The 16205-nt window shown below is 66.4% G+C and carries 15 protein-coding genes and 4 pseudogenes; 10 read left to right on the top strand and 9 right to left on the bottom strand.

From position 1 onward, the window contains the following. Positions 1-111 precede the first annotated feature (111 nt). Together OG285_RS35975 and OG285_RS35970 are read left to right on the top strand one after the other, a co-directional pair. Positions 112-987: a 3-hydroxyacyl-CoA dehydrogenase family protein gene (locus OG285_RS35975; RefSeq protein WP_331760039.1), complete on the top strand. Its 876-nt coding sequence runs from the start codon at positions 112-114 to the stop codon at positions 985-987. Between the two features lie 34 nt (positions 988-1021). Beyond that, a complete protein-coding gene (locus tag OG285_RS35970; RefSeq protein ID WP_371793701.1) occupies positions 1022-1654 on the top strand; it encodes a TetR/AcrR family transcriptional regulator in 633 nt (210 codons plus the stop codon). A gap of 101 nt (positions 1655-1755) precedes the next feature. Here the strand turns inward: OG285_RS35970 and OG285_RS35965 are convergent, their stop codons facing one another. Continuing rightward, positions 1756-1902: a DUF6221 family protein gene (locus tag OG285_RS35965; RefSeq protein WP_331760037.1), complete on the bottom strand. Its 147-nt coding sequence runs from the start codon at positions 1900-1902 to the stop codon at positions 1756-1758. A gap of 31 nt (positions 1903-1933) precedes the next feature. On the opposite strand from OG285_RS35965, the pseudogene OG285_RS35960 reads away from it, so the two are divergent. Then, positions 1934-2137: pseudogene (locus tag OG285_RS35960) on the top strand (isochorismatase family protein); the annotation flags it as partial. A 197-nt stretch (positions 2138-2334) separates the two neighbouring features. On the opposite strand, the pseudogene OG285_RS35955 reads toward OG285_RS35960, so the two are convergent. After that, positions 2335-2772 (bottom strand): annotated as a pseudogene (locus OG285_RS35955) (enoyl-CoA hydratase-related protein); the annotation flags it as partial. Between OG285_RS35955 and OG285_RS35950 the strand changes: the two are divergent. The 3 genes from OG285_RS35950 to OG285_RS35940 all read left to right on the top strand — a co-directional run bounded on the left by OG285_RS35950 (position 2663) and on the right by OG285_RS35940 (position 4766). Then, positions 2663-2983, top strand: a complete 321-nt coding sequence (locus OG285_RS35950) for a MerR family DNA-binding protein (protein ID WP_371793700.1) — start codon at positions 2663-2665, stop codon at positions 2981-2983. The pseudogene OG285_RS35955 and the gene OG285_RS35950 sit on opposite strands and share 110 nt — an antisense overlap. Positions 2984-3213: 230 nt before the next feature. After that, positions 3214-3531 (top strand): hypothetical protein, encoded by a 318-nt coding sequence (locus OG285_RS35945; protein WP_371793699.1) that lies wholly within the window; start codon positions 3214-3216, stop codon positions 3529-3531. A gap of 389 nt (positions 3532-3920) precedes the next feature. Further along, complete coding sequence (locus tag OG285_RS35940) at positions 3921-4766, top strand: hypothetical protein (RefSeq protein WP_331760035.1); 846 nt, start codon at positions 3921-3923, stop codon at positions 4764-4766. Positions 4767-6280: 1514 nt separating this feature from the next. Here OG285_RS35940 and OG285_RS35935 read toward each other — a convergent pair. Continuing rightward, complete coding sequence (locus tag OG285_RS35935) at positions 6281-6859, bottom strand: TetR/AcrR family transcriptional regulator (protein WP_331760033.1); 579 nt, start codon at positions 6857-6859, stop codon at positions 6281-6283. Between the two features lie 75 nt (positions 6860-6934). Between OG285_RS35935 and OG285_RS35930 the strand changes: the two genes are divergently transcribed. Then, positions 6935-7807, top strand: a complete 873-nt coding sequence (locus OG285_RS35930; RefSeq protein WP_331760031.1) for an enoyl-CoA hydratase/isomerase family protein — start codon at positions 6935-6937, stop codon at positions 7805-7807. Between the two features lie 234 nt (positions 7808-8041). Here OG285_RS35930 and OG285_RS35925 read toward each other — a convergent pair. From OG285_RS35925 to OG285_RS35915, 3 genes are all read right to left on the bottom strand, one after another. Beyond that, a protein-coding gene (locus OG285_RS35925) for an IS5 family transposase (RefSeq protein WP_331760030.1) occupies positions 8042-8844 on the bottom strand; the annotation gives its coding sequence in 2 pieces (ribosomal slippage) (positions 8042-8505 and positions 8505-8844; 804 coding nt in all). A 467-nt stretch (positions 8845-9311) separates the two neighbouring features. Next, positions 9312-9644 carry a hypothetical protein gene (locus OG285_RS35920; RefSeq protein WP_331760029.1) on the bottom strand — a complete coding sequence of 111 codons (333 nt, stop codon included), beginning with the start codon at positions 9642-9644 and terminating at the stop codon, positions 9312-9314. A gap of 14 nt (positions 9645-9658) precedes the next feature. Continuing rightward, a complete protein-coding gene (locus tag OG285_RS35915; RefSeq protein WP_331760028.1) occupies positions 9659-12355 on the bottom strand; it encodes a DNRLRE domain-containing protein in 2697 nt (898 codons plus the stop codon). Positions 12356-13073: 718 nt separating this feature from the next. Between OG285_RS35915 and OG285_RS35910 the strand changes: the two are divergent. Next, positions 13074-13271: pseudogene (locus OG285_RS35910) on the top strand (transcriptional regulator); the annotation flags it as partial. 42 nt (positions 13272-13313) lie between these two features. Then, a protein-coding gene (locus OG285_RS35905; protein WP_331760027.1) for an IS5 family transposase occupies positions 13314-14122 on the top strand; the annotation gives its coding sequence in 2 pieces (ribosomal slippage) (positions 13314-13662 and positions 13662-14122; 810 coding nt in all). A gap of 44 nt (positions 14123-14166) precedes the next feature. Here OG285_RS35905 and OG285_RS35900 read toward each other — a convergent pair. Both OG285_RS35900 and OG285_RS35895 read right to left on the bottom strand, forming a co-directional pair. Next, positions 14167-14763, bottom strand: coding sequence for a hypothetical protein (locus tag OG285_RS35900; RefSeq protein ID WP_371793698.1), 597 nt, complete (start codon positions 14761-14763; stop codon positions 14167-14169). Continuing rightward, on the bottom strand, positions 14754-15071 hold the full coding sequence (locus OG285_RS35895) for a hypothetical protein (RefSeq protein WP_371793755.1): 318 nt from the start codon (positions 15069-15071) through the stop codon (positions 14754-14756). Before OG285_RS35895 ends, OG285_RS35900 begins: the two co-directional genes overlap by 10 nt. On the opposite strand from OG285_RS35895, the pseudogene OG285_RS35890 reads away from it, so the two are divergent. Next, positions 15054-15284 (top strand): annotated as a pseudogene (locus tag OG285_RS35890) (transposase); the annotation flags it as partial. The gene OG285_RS35895 and the pseudogene OG285_RS35890 sit on opposite strands and share 18 nt — an antisense overlap. A 29-nt stretch (positions 15285-15313) precedes the next feature. Here OG285_RS35890 and OG285_RS35885 read toward each other — a convergent pair. Next, positions 15314-16153, bottom strand: coding sequence for an enoyl-CoA hydratase/isomerase family protein (locus OG285_RS35885; protein WP_331760025.1), 840 nt, complete (start codon positions 16151-16153; stop codon positions 15314-15316). Positions 16154-16205: the final 52 nt, after the last annotated feature.

Below are 16205 nucleotides of genomic sequence, written 5' to 3'. Positions count from 1 at the left end.
GGATTCGAGTTGCATACAGGGTGTATCCGATACATCCTGTATCCGATAGGTGGTGCCAAGCAAGCCGAACGGCCACCGACACCGCATCCTGCTCCCGGAAGAAGCGCAGCCATGGCTTTCATCCTCCCCACCGACATTGACTCCCGCCCGGTCACCGTGATCGGTGCCGGCACCCTCGGCCGCAGGATCGCCCTGATGTTCGCCACCCGCGGCGGCGAGGCGCGGATCTACGATCCCGACCAGGCCGTTGGCGACCAGGCCGTCGCCTTCGTCGCGGAGCACGTGGCCGAGGTCGCCGCCAAGGTCGAGGGTGGGCGTCCCGGCACGGCCGTGGCCTATACCGACGAGGCGGCGGCGCTGGCCGGCGCCTGGCTGGTGGTGGAGGCCGTGCCCGAGCGTCTCGACCTGAAGAAGCAGGTTTTCGCCCAGCTCGACGAGGAGGCGGACTCCGACGCGATCCTGGCCAGCAATTCCTCGTCCTACCCGACCAGTCAGTTCATCGATGGCGTGGCGCGCCCCGAACGGGTGGTGAACATGCACTTCTACATGCCGCCTCATCAGGCCGCCGTCGACCTGATGTCGGACGGGAAGACCGACCGCGCGGTGCTGGACTTCCTGCTCCAGGAGCTGCCCCGGTATGGCGTCTACCCCTTTGAGGCGCGCAAGGAGAGTACGGGCTTCATCTTCAACCGCATCTGGGCTGCCATCAAGCGTGAGTCGCTGGCCGTGGTCGCCGAAGGCGTCGCCACCCCGCACGACGTGGACCGGATGTGGGAGATCAACATGGGTCTCAAGGCCGGACCGTTCCGGATGATGGACCGGGTCGGCCTGGACGTTGTGCTCGACATTGAGAACCACTACGCCGCCGAGAATCCCAACCTGCCCGAGGGCCCCCGTGAGCTGCTGCGGCGCTACGTGGACGCCGGGCACCTGGGGGCCAAGACGGGGCGGGGGTTCTACGACGACTACCGATCCCACGACGCGTAGGCTGATCCGACCCCGCTCCCAGGAAAGGCGCCTCGTGCCCAGGACTCCGACCAAGCGCCGGCCCGTGACCCGAGCCGCACTCATCGACAGCGCGCAGGCCCTGTTCACCGAGCGGGGCTTCCACGCCACCTCGATCAGCGACATAGTCGAGCGCGCGGGGCTGACCAGAGGGGCCTTCTATTCCAACTACCGGGACAAGGAGGAACTCTTCCTCGCCCTCTATGACGCGCACACCAACAGCTTGCTCACCGCATTGCAGGAGGCCGCAGCCGAGCCCGCGACCGGGCCGGACACCCTCGAACGGCTACTCGCCCGGATCGGCGAGCGGGCTCGCGAGCCCCAATGGTTTCTCGCTTCCATGGAGTTCACTCTGCACGCGGCCCGCCACCCGGAGCTGGCCGCGGCTCTGGCCGACCACGAAGAACGGCTGGTCGAGGGCCTGGCCACGCTACTGACGGTGGCACTGGCCCGGCTGGACCGCCGCCCAGCGATCCCCGTAGCCGACCTGAGCCGGCTGATGATCTCGCTGTTCGAGGGCCTGGCCGCGCTCCGGGCCAGCCACGGCACCCGCGACGACGCCCAGCAACTGCCGCAGCGCGTCGCACCGCGCATCCTGCAGGCTCTGACCGAGCCGCTGGAAAAGCCCGGTGAACCGCAAGGCTCTTGAGGCCCTCTTGCTGAAGGGGTGTCTCGTGCGATCGGCCTGACAGAATCCAGGCGTTCCTCACCTCACCGGCCAGTACACCCGGGGACTATCTCCTTGAAAGGCTATGGGCGCCATTCCTGCTGGTGGCCAGGGTGTTCGGCGTACGACTGGCCAAGGACTCGCAGCGCGTATGCCAGGCCGGCCGAGCGGGAGTCCGAGGTGTCCATGACTTTGTAGTCGTTTGCCAGTTGCTCGATCAGATCGAGCATGGGAGGTGGTGTCGAGAAGAGCCTCGCCGTTGTCGGGCACGTGATTCTCTGCGGACAAGTCACCGAGCAGTGCGTGCTGTATTCCGCTCTCGACGCCCACATCCGACATCTCAAGGGCACCGTCCCGAAGGATGCTGTCGCCCACATCCACGAAGACCTCGCCGATGCCGCGCCCCGCATGATGGGACGCAACATGAACGCGGACATCAGTGGGACCGACGCCATCGAGTGCTAACTCAGCGGCCCTCCCTCACGGCCCCGCCCGCCGACGGATTCACCGACGGGCCGGAATGGTCCACAACCAGGAGCGTTCGACCAGCCCAGCGGCTGGGAAGAACGACGAAGCCCTTCGAGTCCGGCGGGCGGCGGAGGGTTTTGATGGTGATTCGAGGTAGGTCTTGGCCAGGTCCCAAGCTTTGGTCTGCTGATGGGGGCCGTGGCCCGGTACTGCGCACCGGACGACGACGCGAGTAGCGCCGCGAGCCGGGCGACCACGTTTGGGAAGTCCTGCGGGCCGCAGTCGACGATCCGGTCCACCAGTCCGATGCGCTGCCCGGCAGCGGCGCTGACCGGCAGTGCCCGCCGCATCAGTTCTCCGGTGACGTCCGCTCCCGCGCGGCGCGGCAGTGTACGGGTCCAGTACTCGGATCCGTACAGGCCCATCAACCGGTAGTGCGGGTTCGGTACTGCGCCCGCCCTGCACCAGACCTCGTCCGCTGCCAGGGCCAGCATCGCTCCACCAGCGGCAGCGTTGCCGCCCATGGCGGAGACCACGAGCCGGTCGTTGGTTGTCAGCACCGCTCCTACCAGGTCGTCCATGGCGTTGATGTTGGCCCAGGACTCGGCCGCCGGGTCGACGGCCGCCTCGATGGTGCGCTTCTTCCAGCAGATGTTCGCCGCCGGCCTTACCGGCCGAAGGATCACCGAACTCCTTCCGTGCTGGGACTCCGGGCGCACCGACGCCGAGCAACGAGCCATGCTGCGCGCCGAGCGCGACCGTATCCAGGCCAAGGTCGACGACCTGCAGACCGCCCTGGACCGCCTCGATGAGGTCATCGCGATCACGGACACGCACCCGTAGGCGCGGTCGGTCGGACGGCGCACCAGCGATCTACGGCTGGAGTATTAGACCATGTAGGACACGGTCTTAGCCTTATATGTTGGGCCTCGGGTCGGTGGTCCAGGTGAAAGCGCTCAACTGCAAGACGTTGAGATTCCGCCTGGCGAATCCTTGAGGATCCGGTAGGTCACACTGCGAACAGGAATCGCATTTCACAAGATGACCGGATCGGGTTTCCTCGAATGTGACCAATGATCCACACAGTTTCAGAAACACTTGCTTACACGCGTTCGGGTGTGGAATTTACCGTAGGGTTTGTTTTCTGTCCTGTGGCTGGACTGTCAGCCATGGGTTTCTTCGTGTATCGACAGGAGCCTGCCATGAATATCCGCCGCACCGCCTCTCTCCTTGGTGCTGTCGCTGTCGTTCTCGGATGTGCACTGATCACCGCACCTACCGCCAGCGCCGACCCCATCGGCGTTCCCGTTGCCGGAGGTTTCCTCGACAGCGTGATCGGCATTGTCACAGGCACCCTCTACGGAATCCTGGGGGCCGCCGGCGCCCTGTAGGGCGTCTGGTCGACGGCGGCCATTCCGGCCGTCGTCGCCCGGGAAGTCGGAAGCCGCACCGGGGGGCGCGGCTTCCGCATTTCCGAAGGACCCCCTAGGTAGCGGCGCATTCTTCTCACGCCTTTTCCTCGCGCCGGAGTGACCGGGAGCAGGGGGCGCGCAAATGGCGCGAGTGGTTCTGAGTGCGCTGGGCCGATACGCCCATGTGCACCGGTCCGGGCGGCCCGTAAAATGCCGTGCGGCAATCTTTAATGGTGCTGGCCATTCTATTTTCATGAGATATGCAGTACTTTCGTGAATAGCTGCTTTCTGGCTGTCGGTGCCTGTTTCTCAACGGGAAATCCAGAGCTTCTTCCTGGATGACACCGGCCGTGGCCACTGGAGTCGTCATGCGCACCATGCACACCATTCCGCTTCTCTCCGCCACCGTTGTCCTCGCCGCGGGCGCGGGCCTTCTCCTCACCGGTACCGCGCAGGCCAAGGCCGCCGCGGTGGCCTGCAGCGAGACCGCGCTCGTGAGCGCGGTCAACACCACCAACGCCGCGGGCGGGGGCGTGATCACCCTGACTCCCGGGTGTACGTACACCCTCACTTCCGCTCACGGCAACGACGGGACGCACGGCCTTGACGGCCTCCCGCCCATCACCACCGCCGTCACGTTCGAAGGCAACGCCAACGTCATCACCCGCCGCGCCGGCGCCCCTGCCTTCCGTATCGTCCAAGTCAGTACCACGGGCAACCTCACCCTCAAAAGCGTGACCCTCAGCAACGGCTCAGCCACCGGGCTGTTCTCCGCGAGTAACGCGGGCGGGGGCATCCTGAACCTCGGCGCGCTGACACTCACCAACAGCACCGTGAAGAACAACAGCGCGGCAGGGACCGGGGGCGGTGTCCAGAGCGGCGGCGGCGCGTCAGCGGCCACCTTCACCGGCAGCACGCTCTCGGGCAACACTGCGCTCGGCGATGGCGGCGGTCTGTACAACTTCGGAACGGCGACGTTCACCAGCAGCTTCATCAACGGGACCAACAAGGGAGCCCGCGGAGGCGGCATCGCCTCCGTCAACGGCATCCTCACTCTGACCAGCACACCGGTCTCCGCCAACAGGGCGTCGGTCTCGGCAGGCGGAATCTTCCGCAAGGCCGGCACGATGACGGTCACCACGTCACCCATCACGGCCAATATCCCGAACAACTGCGTCGGAAGTGCTCCCGCGGTCCCCAGCTGCACCGGCTGATCAGCACGCCGACCCGCCCCGGCCATCCCCGCCCCGGGCGGACGGCTGCGCGCAGGCGGCCCGGTCGGCGTGAACTCAGGCCGCGCAGGCACGGGCGCAGCGCGAGGGGCGGTGGTGACCAGGCAGTTCGTGGTCAGACGACGCGAAACGCTCGGTCGGCACGCCCTGCCGAGCCTGTATCTGAACGTTACTCACCACGCGTCAGTGATGGGTGATCTCACGGTGCGACGCCATCGGGGATGCACCACCTTGGGGCCCCGACGCACCCGGCTCCGTTCTCCGAAGCCCTGCAGGGAACGGAGAACGGAGCCGGATCCCTGCCCGGTGTACTGCTCAGCAGGGGAGCGTGGTGTGACCGGCAGCACCGGTAGCGCCAGTGGTGCCGTCTGCTGTGGACGTGGCGTCGGTACCGTTGCCGCCAGGCTTACCTGGGCACACCGGGCTGGCAGCGCCACCAGCCCCACCAGTACCGCCCTTGTGGCCGCCGCCGGCTGTGGCGGCACCGCCATTGCCGCCCTTACCTCCGGGAATCCCGCTACCGGCATCGCCTACGCCGCCTACGCCGCCTTTCCCGCCGGTTCCACCGAGAGTGGCGGCACCGCCGTTGCCTCCGCTGCCGCCATTTCCGTTGGCGCCGCCCGCACCGCCCGCGCCACCAGCCCCGCCGGTACTCCCGCTGCCATTGGCGTTCCCGCCGGACCCACCGAGGCCACCGTTGCCATTGGCGCCAGCGGCGCCGCCAGTACCGCCCAGGCCACCGATACCGCCACTGCTCCCCACCCCGTTGGCACCGTTGCCACCGGGGACACCCAGACTGGTCCGAGGCTGCGGGCCACGCGCGTCGGCTGGGGCACTTGCGGAAGCGAGCGTGGGGGCGGAGGCGAGACCTGCTACGGCGATCGCGATGATCAGGAGGGCCCGGGGACTGGCTGTTGCGCGCATGAAGCGCATGGGTACGCCCTTCGGTTGTGCAGCCGGAGATGCTCCCCAGCTTGCAAAAGTGCAGATTACGTACACATGAGCGAGTCTGCGATCTATAGGCTCAAATGCCTAAAAAAGACCGATACGAACCTGCGGTTTCGAGCATCAAGGGTGACGTGCCGAACGCCGGCGGCAGCGATCGCCATGGGAGTCCGTAAGTGATGCGGGTGAAGTTCGAGGCGTCGACTTACTCACTCCTCGCTGCCTTGGCGAGGCGGCCGGTGGCGGTGACCTTGGCCCGGGCTGAAGGCCGCTGTGCCGGGGGGCGTTGAACAGGTGGTGGCGTAGTGCAGTTGGTCGCGCGGCACGTTGACACCGGTACTGCCTCACCGCCATCGCCGCATCCAAACACCGCTCCCCGATCACACAGGTCTGGTACAAGCCGGCAATGTCGGCATCGCAGGGGCACATCCCCGAGGGCCGGGTTCGATACGGAGCCCAGGGAGGATTCGCCTTCTTGAGGTGGGCGGAACCGTGAGTCTCTTCCAAGTTGATTGCGCCGGTCGCGGCGGATGGGCGGGATCAGGGTCCGGTCATTGACGCCATACGAAGATCCCTGCCGTCGCCATCGTTACCCGATGTCGCGCCCTCGCCTCGTCGTCACCGAAACGGTCGATTCCCCAGGACAGGGCGAGGGCCAGTTCGAACACCTCGTCCGCGGTGATCTCGCCGGCCACCTCGCCGGCCACCTTGGCCGTGTCCAGCAGGACGCCGACCCGCTCCACCAGTGGCGCATTCGCCGAGTGCAGCGGCGAGGCGTCGTCGTGGTGCGCGGTGGCGAGACAGACCGGCAGGCCGTGCCAGATCCGCATCCCCCAGCTCACCCGCACCAGCCACTCGACGAGCGCCCCGCCCGGCGGCAGTGTCCGGGACAACTCGTCGGCCTCCGTCAGCGCCCGGATGAAGAAGCCCTCGATAACCGAGGCGAGCAGGTCGTCCCGGGTGGGAAAGTTCCGGTAGAGGGTGGCGTTGCCGACACCGGCGCGCAACGCGATCGCGTCGAGCGAGGCGAACACTCCGTCCGCCTCGAACGCTTCGCGTGCTGCCGTCAGGATCGCGTCGCGGTTGTGCTGCGCGTCGGCGCGAAGCGGGCGTGCTGTACCCAGGATCACTCCTCATTGACTAACCGGAGTGCATCCCCACATACTCCGTAACGGGGAAGCTCCCCACTTATCGAAGGCGTCTATATGCCCTACGACGACCTGACCGGTCTGCGGATCACGGTGGACAACGGTGTCGCAACCGTCACCCTCGACCACCCGCCGCTGAACCTGATGGACGGAGTCCTGCTGCCGTCACTGCGCGGCTTCGTCAACCGGGTGCGCCACGACACCGGCGTCCGCGTCGTAGTGTTCGACAGCGCCGACCCGGAGTTCTTCAGCGCGCACGGCGACATGGCCTACCTCACCGACCCGGAAGCGCTGCCCGCCGCCACAGCCGCCGCGATCGCCGCCGCGCCGGACGTGCCCGTCCCGGACGGCATGAACATCCTGGAGGCCGTGAGCGACGAGGTGCGCAGCCTGCCGCAGGTCACCATCGGCAAGATCGCCGGCTTCGCCCGGGGCGCCGGCAACGAGTTTCTCATGTACCTCGACATGCGGTTCGCGGCGATCGGCCGATCCGGCCAGGCCCAGCCCGAGGCCGTGATGGATATCCTTCCCGGCGGCGGCGGAACGGTGAACATGGCCCGTCTGCTCGGCCGGGCACGGGCACGGGCACGGGCCCTGGAACTGCTGCTCGGCAGCGAGCTGGTCGACGCCGAGCTGGCCGAACGCTACGGCCTGGTCAACCGTGCGGTCCCCGCCAACGAGATCGACGCCTTCGTCGACCGGCTGGCCCGCCGGATCGCTCGACTGCGCCCCGAGGTCGTCGCCGCCATCAAGGCCACCGTCGAGACCATCACCCCGAAAATCCCCCACCAGGCGTACGCCGTGGAGAACGCCGCCCTGTTCTCCCTGTTCACCGACGATATGGTCGCGTCGGCCCACAAGCAGCTCGCCGCGGGCGTGCAAACCCGGGAGGGCGAACGCGACCTGGAGCGCATCCTCGACAGCCTCTGATCAGAAGCTATGCCATATCCCCAAGAGCCAGGGATGGGCTGGCGGCAGTGTGAGCAGAGCCGAGGGTCCTGACGAACAGAAGGATGACCGCAGCCGTACTGCTCACCGCCGCGGCCACGTAAGCAGGCATGGCCACAGCAGTACCCGCCAGTGCGGGAGGAGTCGGCGACTCCCCTGTCCCCGGCCTTCGGGACCGACTGCGCCAACCTCAACACCGGTGACTAACTGATCGTTTCAGAATGAGGTTCTGAGTCGCCTCAAGCAGATGATGCTGCAGGCGAGTTGGAGGAGTCCCAGGTGGAGGTCGGCGCGTATCTCGTAGCGGATGCGGAGCCGTTTGAACTGGTGGAGCCAGGCAAAGGTCCGCTCGACAACCCACCGGGTCTTGCCCAGGCCGGAACCATGCGGGGCTCCACGGCGGGCGATCTTGGGTGTGATGCCGCGGGCTCGGATGAGACGGCGGTACTTGTCGTAGTCGTAGCCGCGGTCGGCGAACAGCCGCCGGGGCCGGTGCCGGCCGCGCAGACCACGGATACGGGGCATCGCGTCCAGCAGGGGCATGAGCTGAGTGACGTCGTGACGGTTTCCGCTGGTCAGAGAGACAGCGATCGGAGTTCCGTTCCGGTCGACGATGAGGTGGTGCTTGCTGCCCGGCCGCGCTCGGTCAACCGGCGAAGGTCCGGTGTGAGCCCCCCTTTGAGGGCCCTGACGTGCGAGGCATCGATCGCCGCGTCGTCCATCTCCAGCAGTCCCTCTCCACGAAGTTCTGCCGGCAGGACTTCGTGCAGACGGGGCCACACACCGGCCTCGGTCCAGTCCCGCAGACGACGCCGGGCCGTCACCCCACTGCACCCGACCAGCTCAGCGGGGACGTCTCGCCAGCTCACACTCTTGCGCAGCACGTAAACGATCCCACGCAGAGCAGCACGGTCATCGGCAGGCAACCGCCCCGGGTAGCGGTGCCGACGCGGCGCACGAACCGGCAGCAGCGGAGACACACGTTCCCACAGGTCATCAGACACAAGATCAGCAGACACCCAACAGATCCTGCCGACACATCACCCAACTGCCAAGGGGTACATGAGACTTCATTCTGAAACGATCAGTTAGACCGAAGATCGAAACCGCCATACCCGGGACAGACAACACCGGGCGGTGGTAGATGACAGCAGGCCGGGCGGCGAGAAGGCCAGCCAGAAGTCCAAGATCACGTCATGGCCCCTTTTACAGGCACCTTGGCTGAACCCCTAGTAGCCGTGCTCGCACTTCGTGCCGGGTTTGTAGGCCTCCGGGCACAGAGAAACCCTGCCCCGCACAGGAGTAGAAGCGGCGCAGCCACAGGCACACAGCCGCGCGCAGGTTGGTCGTGCGTGAGGGCCCGGGGGCCTTGATGGTCCCGGGCCCTCGTTCACGAGGCCGTCGTCGCTGGCCGTCGTGCGTGACACATGCTCATTCCACCTGGGGGTGAGATGAGTGGAAGTGGTAGCGGAAGTTGTTCTCTGGGTCAGGTGAAGGGCCAGGGGCTCTGGGAGAGCCAGGTGGCCGAGCCGATGCCGGAGACGCAAGCCGCTGTCCAGGCTGCCCAGCGGCGGGTGGAGAGTTCTTCGACCGCCTTTGCGGTCTCCGAGCCGAGCAGTACCCCGAACATGAGGGTGAGGAAGAGGTCTCCCCACCCGATGGCGGGTCGCCCGATGATGAGCCATCCTGCCGCGCAGGCAATCAGGCATGCGGCCATGTAGGCCCAGGGTGTCGTAGTGGTTCTGGCTGTTGCGTAGGTCCGCTTGCGGTGCAGCAGGATCACGATGATCTGCGCGACGGCGGTTGCTATGGCGATCACTAGTGCTCTACCAATCAGAACTTGCAGGCCTTTTTGACGGCGGGGATTCCGAGCAGGGCGGCCACTGCCTTGCGGTGGGCGGAGGTCAGTTTGCGTCGCTTGGCGTAGGTCTGGATGAGCTTTGCGGCCTTCTTGACACCGATCTTCTTGATCAGCTTGACGGCTGTGATGACGCGCTTGGAGCTTCCGGCCGGCGTGAAAGTGAAGATGAACCCGGCAACAGCCGCGGAGCACTTGATGATCTTCTTGGTTGTCGACCACCACGAGGGGTCGATCACGATGGGGAAGGCGCTCTTGGCGTCGAATTCAACGTGCTGCACCAGCTTGTTGCCGACAACCTTGTAGCTGGTGGGGATGTCGTTGCCCTTGGCGTCCTTGGCCCAGGGGGCGTCGAAGAACCCAGCGGCGTCCGTGGTGGGAGCCTTCTCGGCGTCCTGGTCGCCCAGGGCGTAGAGCGAGACGGATCCGTCGTCGTGGGTGACGGCGGACATCCCGGAAGGGATGGTGAAGTCGGTTTCGTAGTCGTGTGGGGCGCTGCTGTTCTTGAGGATGTCCAGGGTGCGGGAGGCACCGTCGGCGGTGGGCTGGACCACGGTGTCCACGGGGCCGGAAGAGGTGTAGACGACATTTCCGCCGACCTGGGTGCCCTTGGTGCTGGCCACGGGGATGGTCAGCTTGTTAGGCATCAGTTCGTTCTGGACGTTGATGGCGTTGTTCTGGCCGTCCCAGGGAACGGAGACGACGTTCTCCTCGGTCACCGCGATGGAGGCGTAGGTGGAGTCCGAGGACGTTGCCGCGGTGATGTCGGCGGCGTCGGAATGGGTGTTCGCAAGCCCCAGCGCGTTCTCGGCGGCCGTAGGCTTCCACGAAGTGTCCACGGTGAAGCGCACCGGGTCCGACCAGCCGTTGGCGTAGTGGGTGCCGTCGTAGCTGGTGGTGCGGAAGCTGTAGGTCTTGCCCGTGGTCAGCTTGCCGGCGGGGACTGTCACCTGCGAGGTGCTGTTGGCGGGAGCAGGAGCGGCGTTGAACATCACCACGACCTTGCCCGTGGCCGTGTCCGTGATCTCGTAGGTGCCGGTGATCTCGTCCTCGCCGTTGGGGTCGACGGTCGAGTATCGAAGGACCGGCGTGGTGGTGTTCACCTTGAAGATGCCGCCGCTGGAGATGAACGGGGCACCTGCCTGCAGGTTGGCGCCGTTGAGGGGACGGTAGTTGTATGTCACCTCCAGCGTCGGGATCTGGTCCTGGTTGGTGGCGTTGGCCGAGTAGAACCGCTTCCAGGCGTACGTGTCGGACTCATCAGCGGCCTTGAGCGCGACGGAACCGGTCTCGGCTTTGGCCGAGGCCCACGTCTGAGCCAGCCTGGTGATGTCGGCGGTGGCCCATCCGGCGTTGTTGCAGGTTGCTGACTTGGTATCCGTGGAGGTGGCGGTCTTCTCCAGGAGCTGCGGCTGCTTGGTCCAGCGAGTGTTCTTGTCCGCTGCTCCAGAGGCCCACACTTCCCAGCCGCGCTTCTCGCACGACCAGGAGTGGTAGTTCCACAGCTTCAGGGACGCCTTGGAGACCAGGGCATCGGAGAAGTTCTCCGTGCGGAAGGTGAGGAACGACCGGGCGACGCGCTTGGTGCTGCCCTCGTAGTCACCTGGCCAGCCGACCTTCAGATCGGTGTTCGCGGACTGGTCCGTTGTGTCACCGCCCTGCACGAACGTGTCGAAGAGGACATCGAGTGCGTCCGTCGCGGGATCGATGGTGACGGGGTACTGGGTTGCCGTGTCGGTCAGCCACTGCGTGTCGGGTCGCAGCGTGAGCTGTGCGACGTTCCCGGACTGGGTGACCTCCATGGCCACCTTGCGCCGGTTGGTGTGTTCACCGGAGCGAGGATCGACCTGCGCGTCCCACATGGTCGGGGCAGGCATGACGGCAATGATCTCCCCTGAATCGCCCACGAAGTCGATGCCGCCGCCGGCGTTGGCTATCGCATTCATGCCGTCGGGCAGAACGATCGGAAGCGAGAGGGGGGCGCCGTCCCGCGGCGCCTGGCGCAGTTTCAGGTACTGCTCGAAGCCGGTGCGGGTCGCTTCGACGATCAGGTCACCGCCGGGAACGGCGTTCGCATAGGTCGCGGTGTTTCCCGACAGCTCGGGAGTGGGCAGCTCGCCCTTCCACTGCACCGCGATACGCGATGCGCCACTGCCCAACGAGACCAAATCCCTTGCCGAATCCTGCGGGGCCGCCGCCGCGGCCTTCAGCGAGCGCGACAGGGAACCCCCCTTGCCCGCGAGCCTGAGACCTTCCGGGTGTGCCTTGGCGACCACATCGCCATCGGACTCCCGCCGCAGGTCGACATCCACGTCCACCCAGCGACCGTCCTGGATCATCCGGACGGGCCCCGCAGCGGTCTGACGCGTCAGGGTCCCATCCGGATTGGCGTAGACGGTGTCGGTCTCCGTCCGCATCTGCAGGACCTCTACTTGCCGGTCCTGCACCTTCGCGGACGTCATCGCCGCTTCGACGCTCTCCGCCTCCGAAATCGGATGGGCCTGCAGCGCCTCCACTGACTCCGCGAGAGAGGAGAGAGCTTCCCCGGCTCTCGCGCTGGCCGAGTCGTCCGCCGCAGGTTGCCCCGCCGCTACGGCGACGTTCGGCGTGGCCAGCAAGACCGCTCCGGCGGTCAGCATCGCGATGCCGCTGGCACGCAATGTGTTCTTCATCGTGGTTCTCCCCAAGAGCGCGCCACGCCGCCTTCGGACGTGCCCCCCGGCGACAGCGCGCTTGATCGTTAGCGGCGAAATATAACCATGCTTGACACAAACTTGGCGAATCCTTCACGTAAAAATCACTTCTGTACTATTGATTAATGGAGGCTCAACGTACGCAACTACGCGTTCTGGAAAGCTGGTTCAATCTCGGCCCAGTGTTCCGCCACGAGATCCCAGCCCCGGACACGGTCTCTGCCCGACATGGGTGAGGGGTACGCAACCTGCGGACTGCGCCACGCCCGCCCCCGCCCTCGCGCCGAGCCGACGCAGCGGCTCGATGACCTTCATGCCCTATGCATCACACCCGGACAGGCCTCGGCTTGGCTTCTGCGCGGTGCGCCACCTGTCGGTGCTCGTGGACCGGTTCGTACGGGGGCGCTTGAGGCGAGCTGTCGATGGGGAGATATGGCCGGTCAATCGCACGCCGGCTTGCCGCCCTGCGAAGCCGCGCCCGGCGACGAGACGGTCTGGTTCCGCGACGCCGGACCTCGACGCTGAGCGGGCGGCCTACGCCTGGGACGCCGTCACGGCCGCGCTCGGCAACCACCCGCACTTCATCTGCGCGGTCCTCGAACAGCCCTCCTTCCGGCCGCTCAACATCGACACCAGCACCGCGCTCACCCGCACCGGCAACGCGTACATCCTCACGCTGACCGCCCGCTACCGCCCCGGCCTCCCGGTCGGCCTGGGCGAGGCGACGCACGTCACGAACCCGGTGTTCGACCCGAAACTGCCCGGCTCCTGGCTGGTCGACCTCAGCCACGTGAACCTGTCGAAGGTGAAGGCGGCAAGGAGTCGGTGAAAGCTGGACGGCAACCTGCTGCCGAGCCCGTTCACACCGAAGGGTGAGACGCCCGAGGGCCCAGCCTAAGAAGTCATCTCATTGGGGTGACTCGGTATTCTGTGAGTCATGGTGGGGATCGTTGAGCGGCTGGTGCCGGACGAGTTGTGGGGGTTGTTCCAGCGGGTGGTGCCGGAGGCGCCGTCGCGGCCGCAGGGCGGTGGTCGGCGTCGGCACGGCGACCGGGAAGTGCTGGCCGCGATCGTCTTCGTGGCCACGTCGGGTTGTGCCTGGCAGCAGTTGCCTTCGGCGTCGTTCGGCCCGTCCGGAGCGACTGCCCACCGGCGGTTCTCGGAGTGGTCGAAGGCCAGGGTGTGGGCCAAGCTCCACCGCCTGGTCCTCGACGAACTCGGTGCGCGCGGCGAGTTGGACTGGTCGCGTTGCGCGATCGACTCGGTGAACATGAGGGCCCTGAAAAGGGGGATCTGGCGGGTCCGAATCCTGTCGACCGGGGCAAGTACGGCTCGAAGATCCACCTGATCACGGAACGGCCGGGTCTGCCCATATCCGTCGGCATTTCCGGAGCCAACCTGCACGACAGCCAGGCCCTGATCCCACTCGTGAAGGGCATCCCGCCGATCCGCTCGCGCTGCGGCCGGCGACGGCGTAAGCCCGGCAAACTTCACGCCGACAAGGGCTACGACTACGCCCACCTGCGGCGATGGTTACGCGAGCGCGGCATCACCCACCGCATCGCCCGCAAGGGAGTCGAGTCCTCGCAACGGCTGGGCCGCCACCGCTGGACCGTGGAACGCACCATGTCCTGGCTCGCCGGATGCCGCCGCCTCCACCGCCGCTACGAACGCAAGGCCGACCACTTCCTCGCCTTCACCAGCATCGCCTGCACCCTCATCTGCTACCGCATACTCACCAAATGAGACAACTTCTAAGCGACCCGACTCCAGAGTCGGGGTCGCTTTTGTCATGGCGTGGTGCAGAGGAAGCAGCCCTCCCAGTGCGGGAGCGCGCTAAGGATCCGGTGTTGTGAGCATGAGGCCATCGCGCGTTCGTCCGGTCCGGGGAAGGCTCCGACGAGATGGGTGTCGCCGGCCGTTGGAAATGCCTCGACCATGGCTTTGAACTGGCTCAGATAGCGACGGGCGAAGGGAGGTTCGTAACCCAGCTCGTTCCAGCGATGGCGGCTCAACGCAAGCGCGGTGGCGCGCAGCACGAAGTCCTTCGACCGGGCCCGACTCCGCGGAGTTGCGCCCCATGCGATGTCTTGCAGGTCGAATCCGACAGCTCCTCGCCCCATCATGTTTTGGTCCTGCAGTGTCAGAAGAGCCGCGAAGCGGTAGTCCCACACGTCATCGGCAAGATCAGATACCGCCAGCATCAGCACGTCGATAAACACCTCCGTGCCGCTGTTGGACAGGTACAGACTCTGTTCCCCACCACCAAATACGTTCCCCACCGGGCCACGGTACGACGCCTCGGTGCTGCGGTTTTGCGAGGGATCAACCGACTGAAACAGCACCGGGCGGTGGCCACTCGCTACGACAAACGCCGCTACGTCCACCTCGGCACCGCAACCGTGGCAGCCATCGCCGTCTGGCTCCGAACCTGGAAGATCCGCTGCACATCCGAGCCACGCGGAGTGAAGACCTTGGGTGCCGTCCGGTTCGCCTCCTCACGGCTCATCCCCTCGGCGACCAGGCGGTTGCGCCCCTGGCTCCACCGCTGATGGGCGTCGTGTTTAGGGCCGAAGGCGAAGTTGAAGCAGGCGCGGGATGCGTTGGCGTAGCGGTGAAGGACCAGTAGTTGGGCGGGGGTTGGGTCGAGTGGTTCGCGGACGACGATGGTGGTGGTGACCGTGGCTACGATCACGACAAGTACCGTCGGCTCGTCTGGGACCTCGGCGTGAAGCCGCTGATCGCCCGCCGGGGCACCGAGCACGGTTCCGGCCTGGGCACCCAACGCTGGGTCGTGGAGCGCGCGTTCGCCCACCTGCACTCGTTACGTCGTCTGCGGATCCGCTGGGAGACACGCGACGACATCCACGAAGCCTTCCTCACCCTCGGATGCGGACTCATCTGCTGGCGACGCCTGAAGCATCACGGTAGGAAGTGTCAGGTGATGTCGTCGACAAGAGCCTCAAGGCGGCGCTCTCCGTCGCGGGTGTGTGCGCCGGCGGCCAGTGCAGCCTTGGCAAGACGGGCTGCAGGGGGCTCACTGAAGAGTCCACTGAGGAGCTCGTTGGCCTTCCGCAGGCCGTGAGTGGTCGACTCGACCGCGGTGTCGACCGCTTCGGTCGCGGCACGGGCGACACCGGGCGGCAGAGCGGCGATGCGGGCGGCGAGGGCGTCGACGACGTGGTCGAGTTCGGCGTCCGGCACGGCCCGGTTCACCCAGCCGATCCGTTCCGCGGTCGCGGCATCGATCAGCTGCCCGCCAAGGATGATCTCCAGGGCGCGGGCGCGGCCCACGAGACCGGGCAGGTACGCGGTGCCTCCCGCGCCCGGAATGATTCCCAGCCGGCACTCCATCTGGGCCATTCCGGCGCGCTCCAGTGATGCGAACCGCATGTCCATCGCGGACAGCAGTTCCGCACCGCCGCCGCGCGCCAGTCCGCGCAGCTTGGCGATGGTGATCTGCGGCAGTGACCGGATGCGTTCGTGGAGCCGCATCATCGGGTTCAGGGTCTGGTCCTGTCCGGGTGCGATGGGCAGGCCGACGAACGTCGCGGGGTCGTCGGCTGCCGTCATGTCGCCGTGCGCGATGAAGAGGTCCGGGTCCGCGCTGTCGAAAACGATCACCCGGATGTCGTGGTCGCCGGACATGGCGTCCGCGAACCGGTCCAGGTCGGTCATCAGGGCGGCGTCGAGCAGATTGATGGGAGGGTTGTCGATCACGACGTGTGCCACGCCGCTGGTGAGAGAGATCTTGAGGGTCGAGTACGCGTCGGTCATGATTCCCGTTCCGCCGTCAGGCCGTCGTCGGTAAGTATACGAGGTATACCTA

The organism is Streptomyces sp. NBC_01471 (assembly GCF_041438865.1).
Classification (GTDB): Bacteria; Actinomycetota; Actinomycetes; order Streptomycetales; family Streptomycetaceae; genus Streptomyces.
This window is presented reverse-complemented; position numbering and strand designations above follow the sequence as displayed.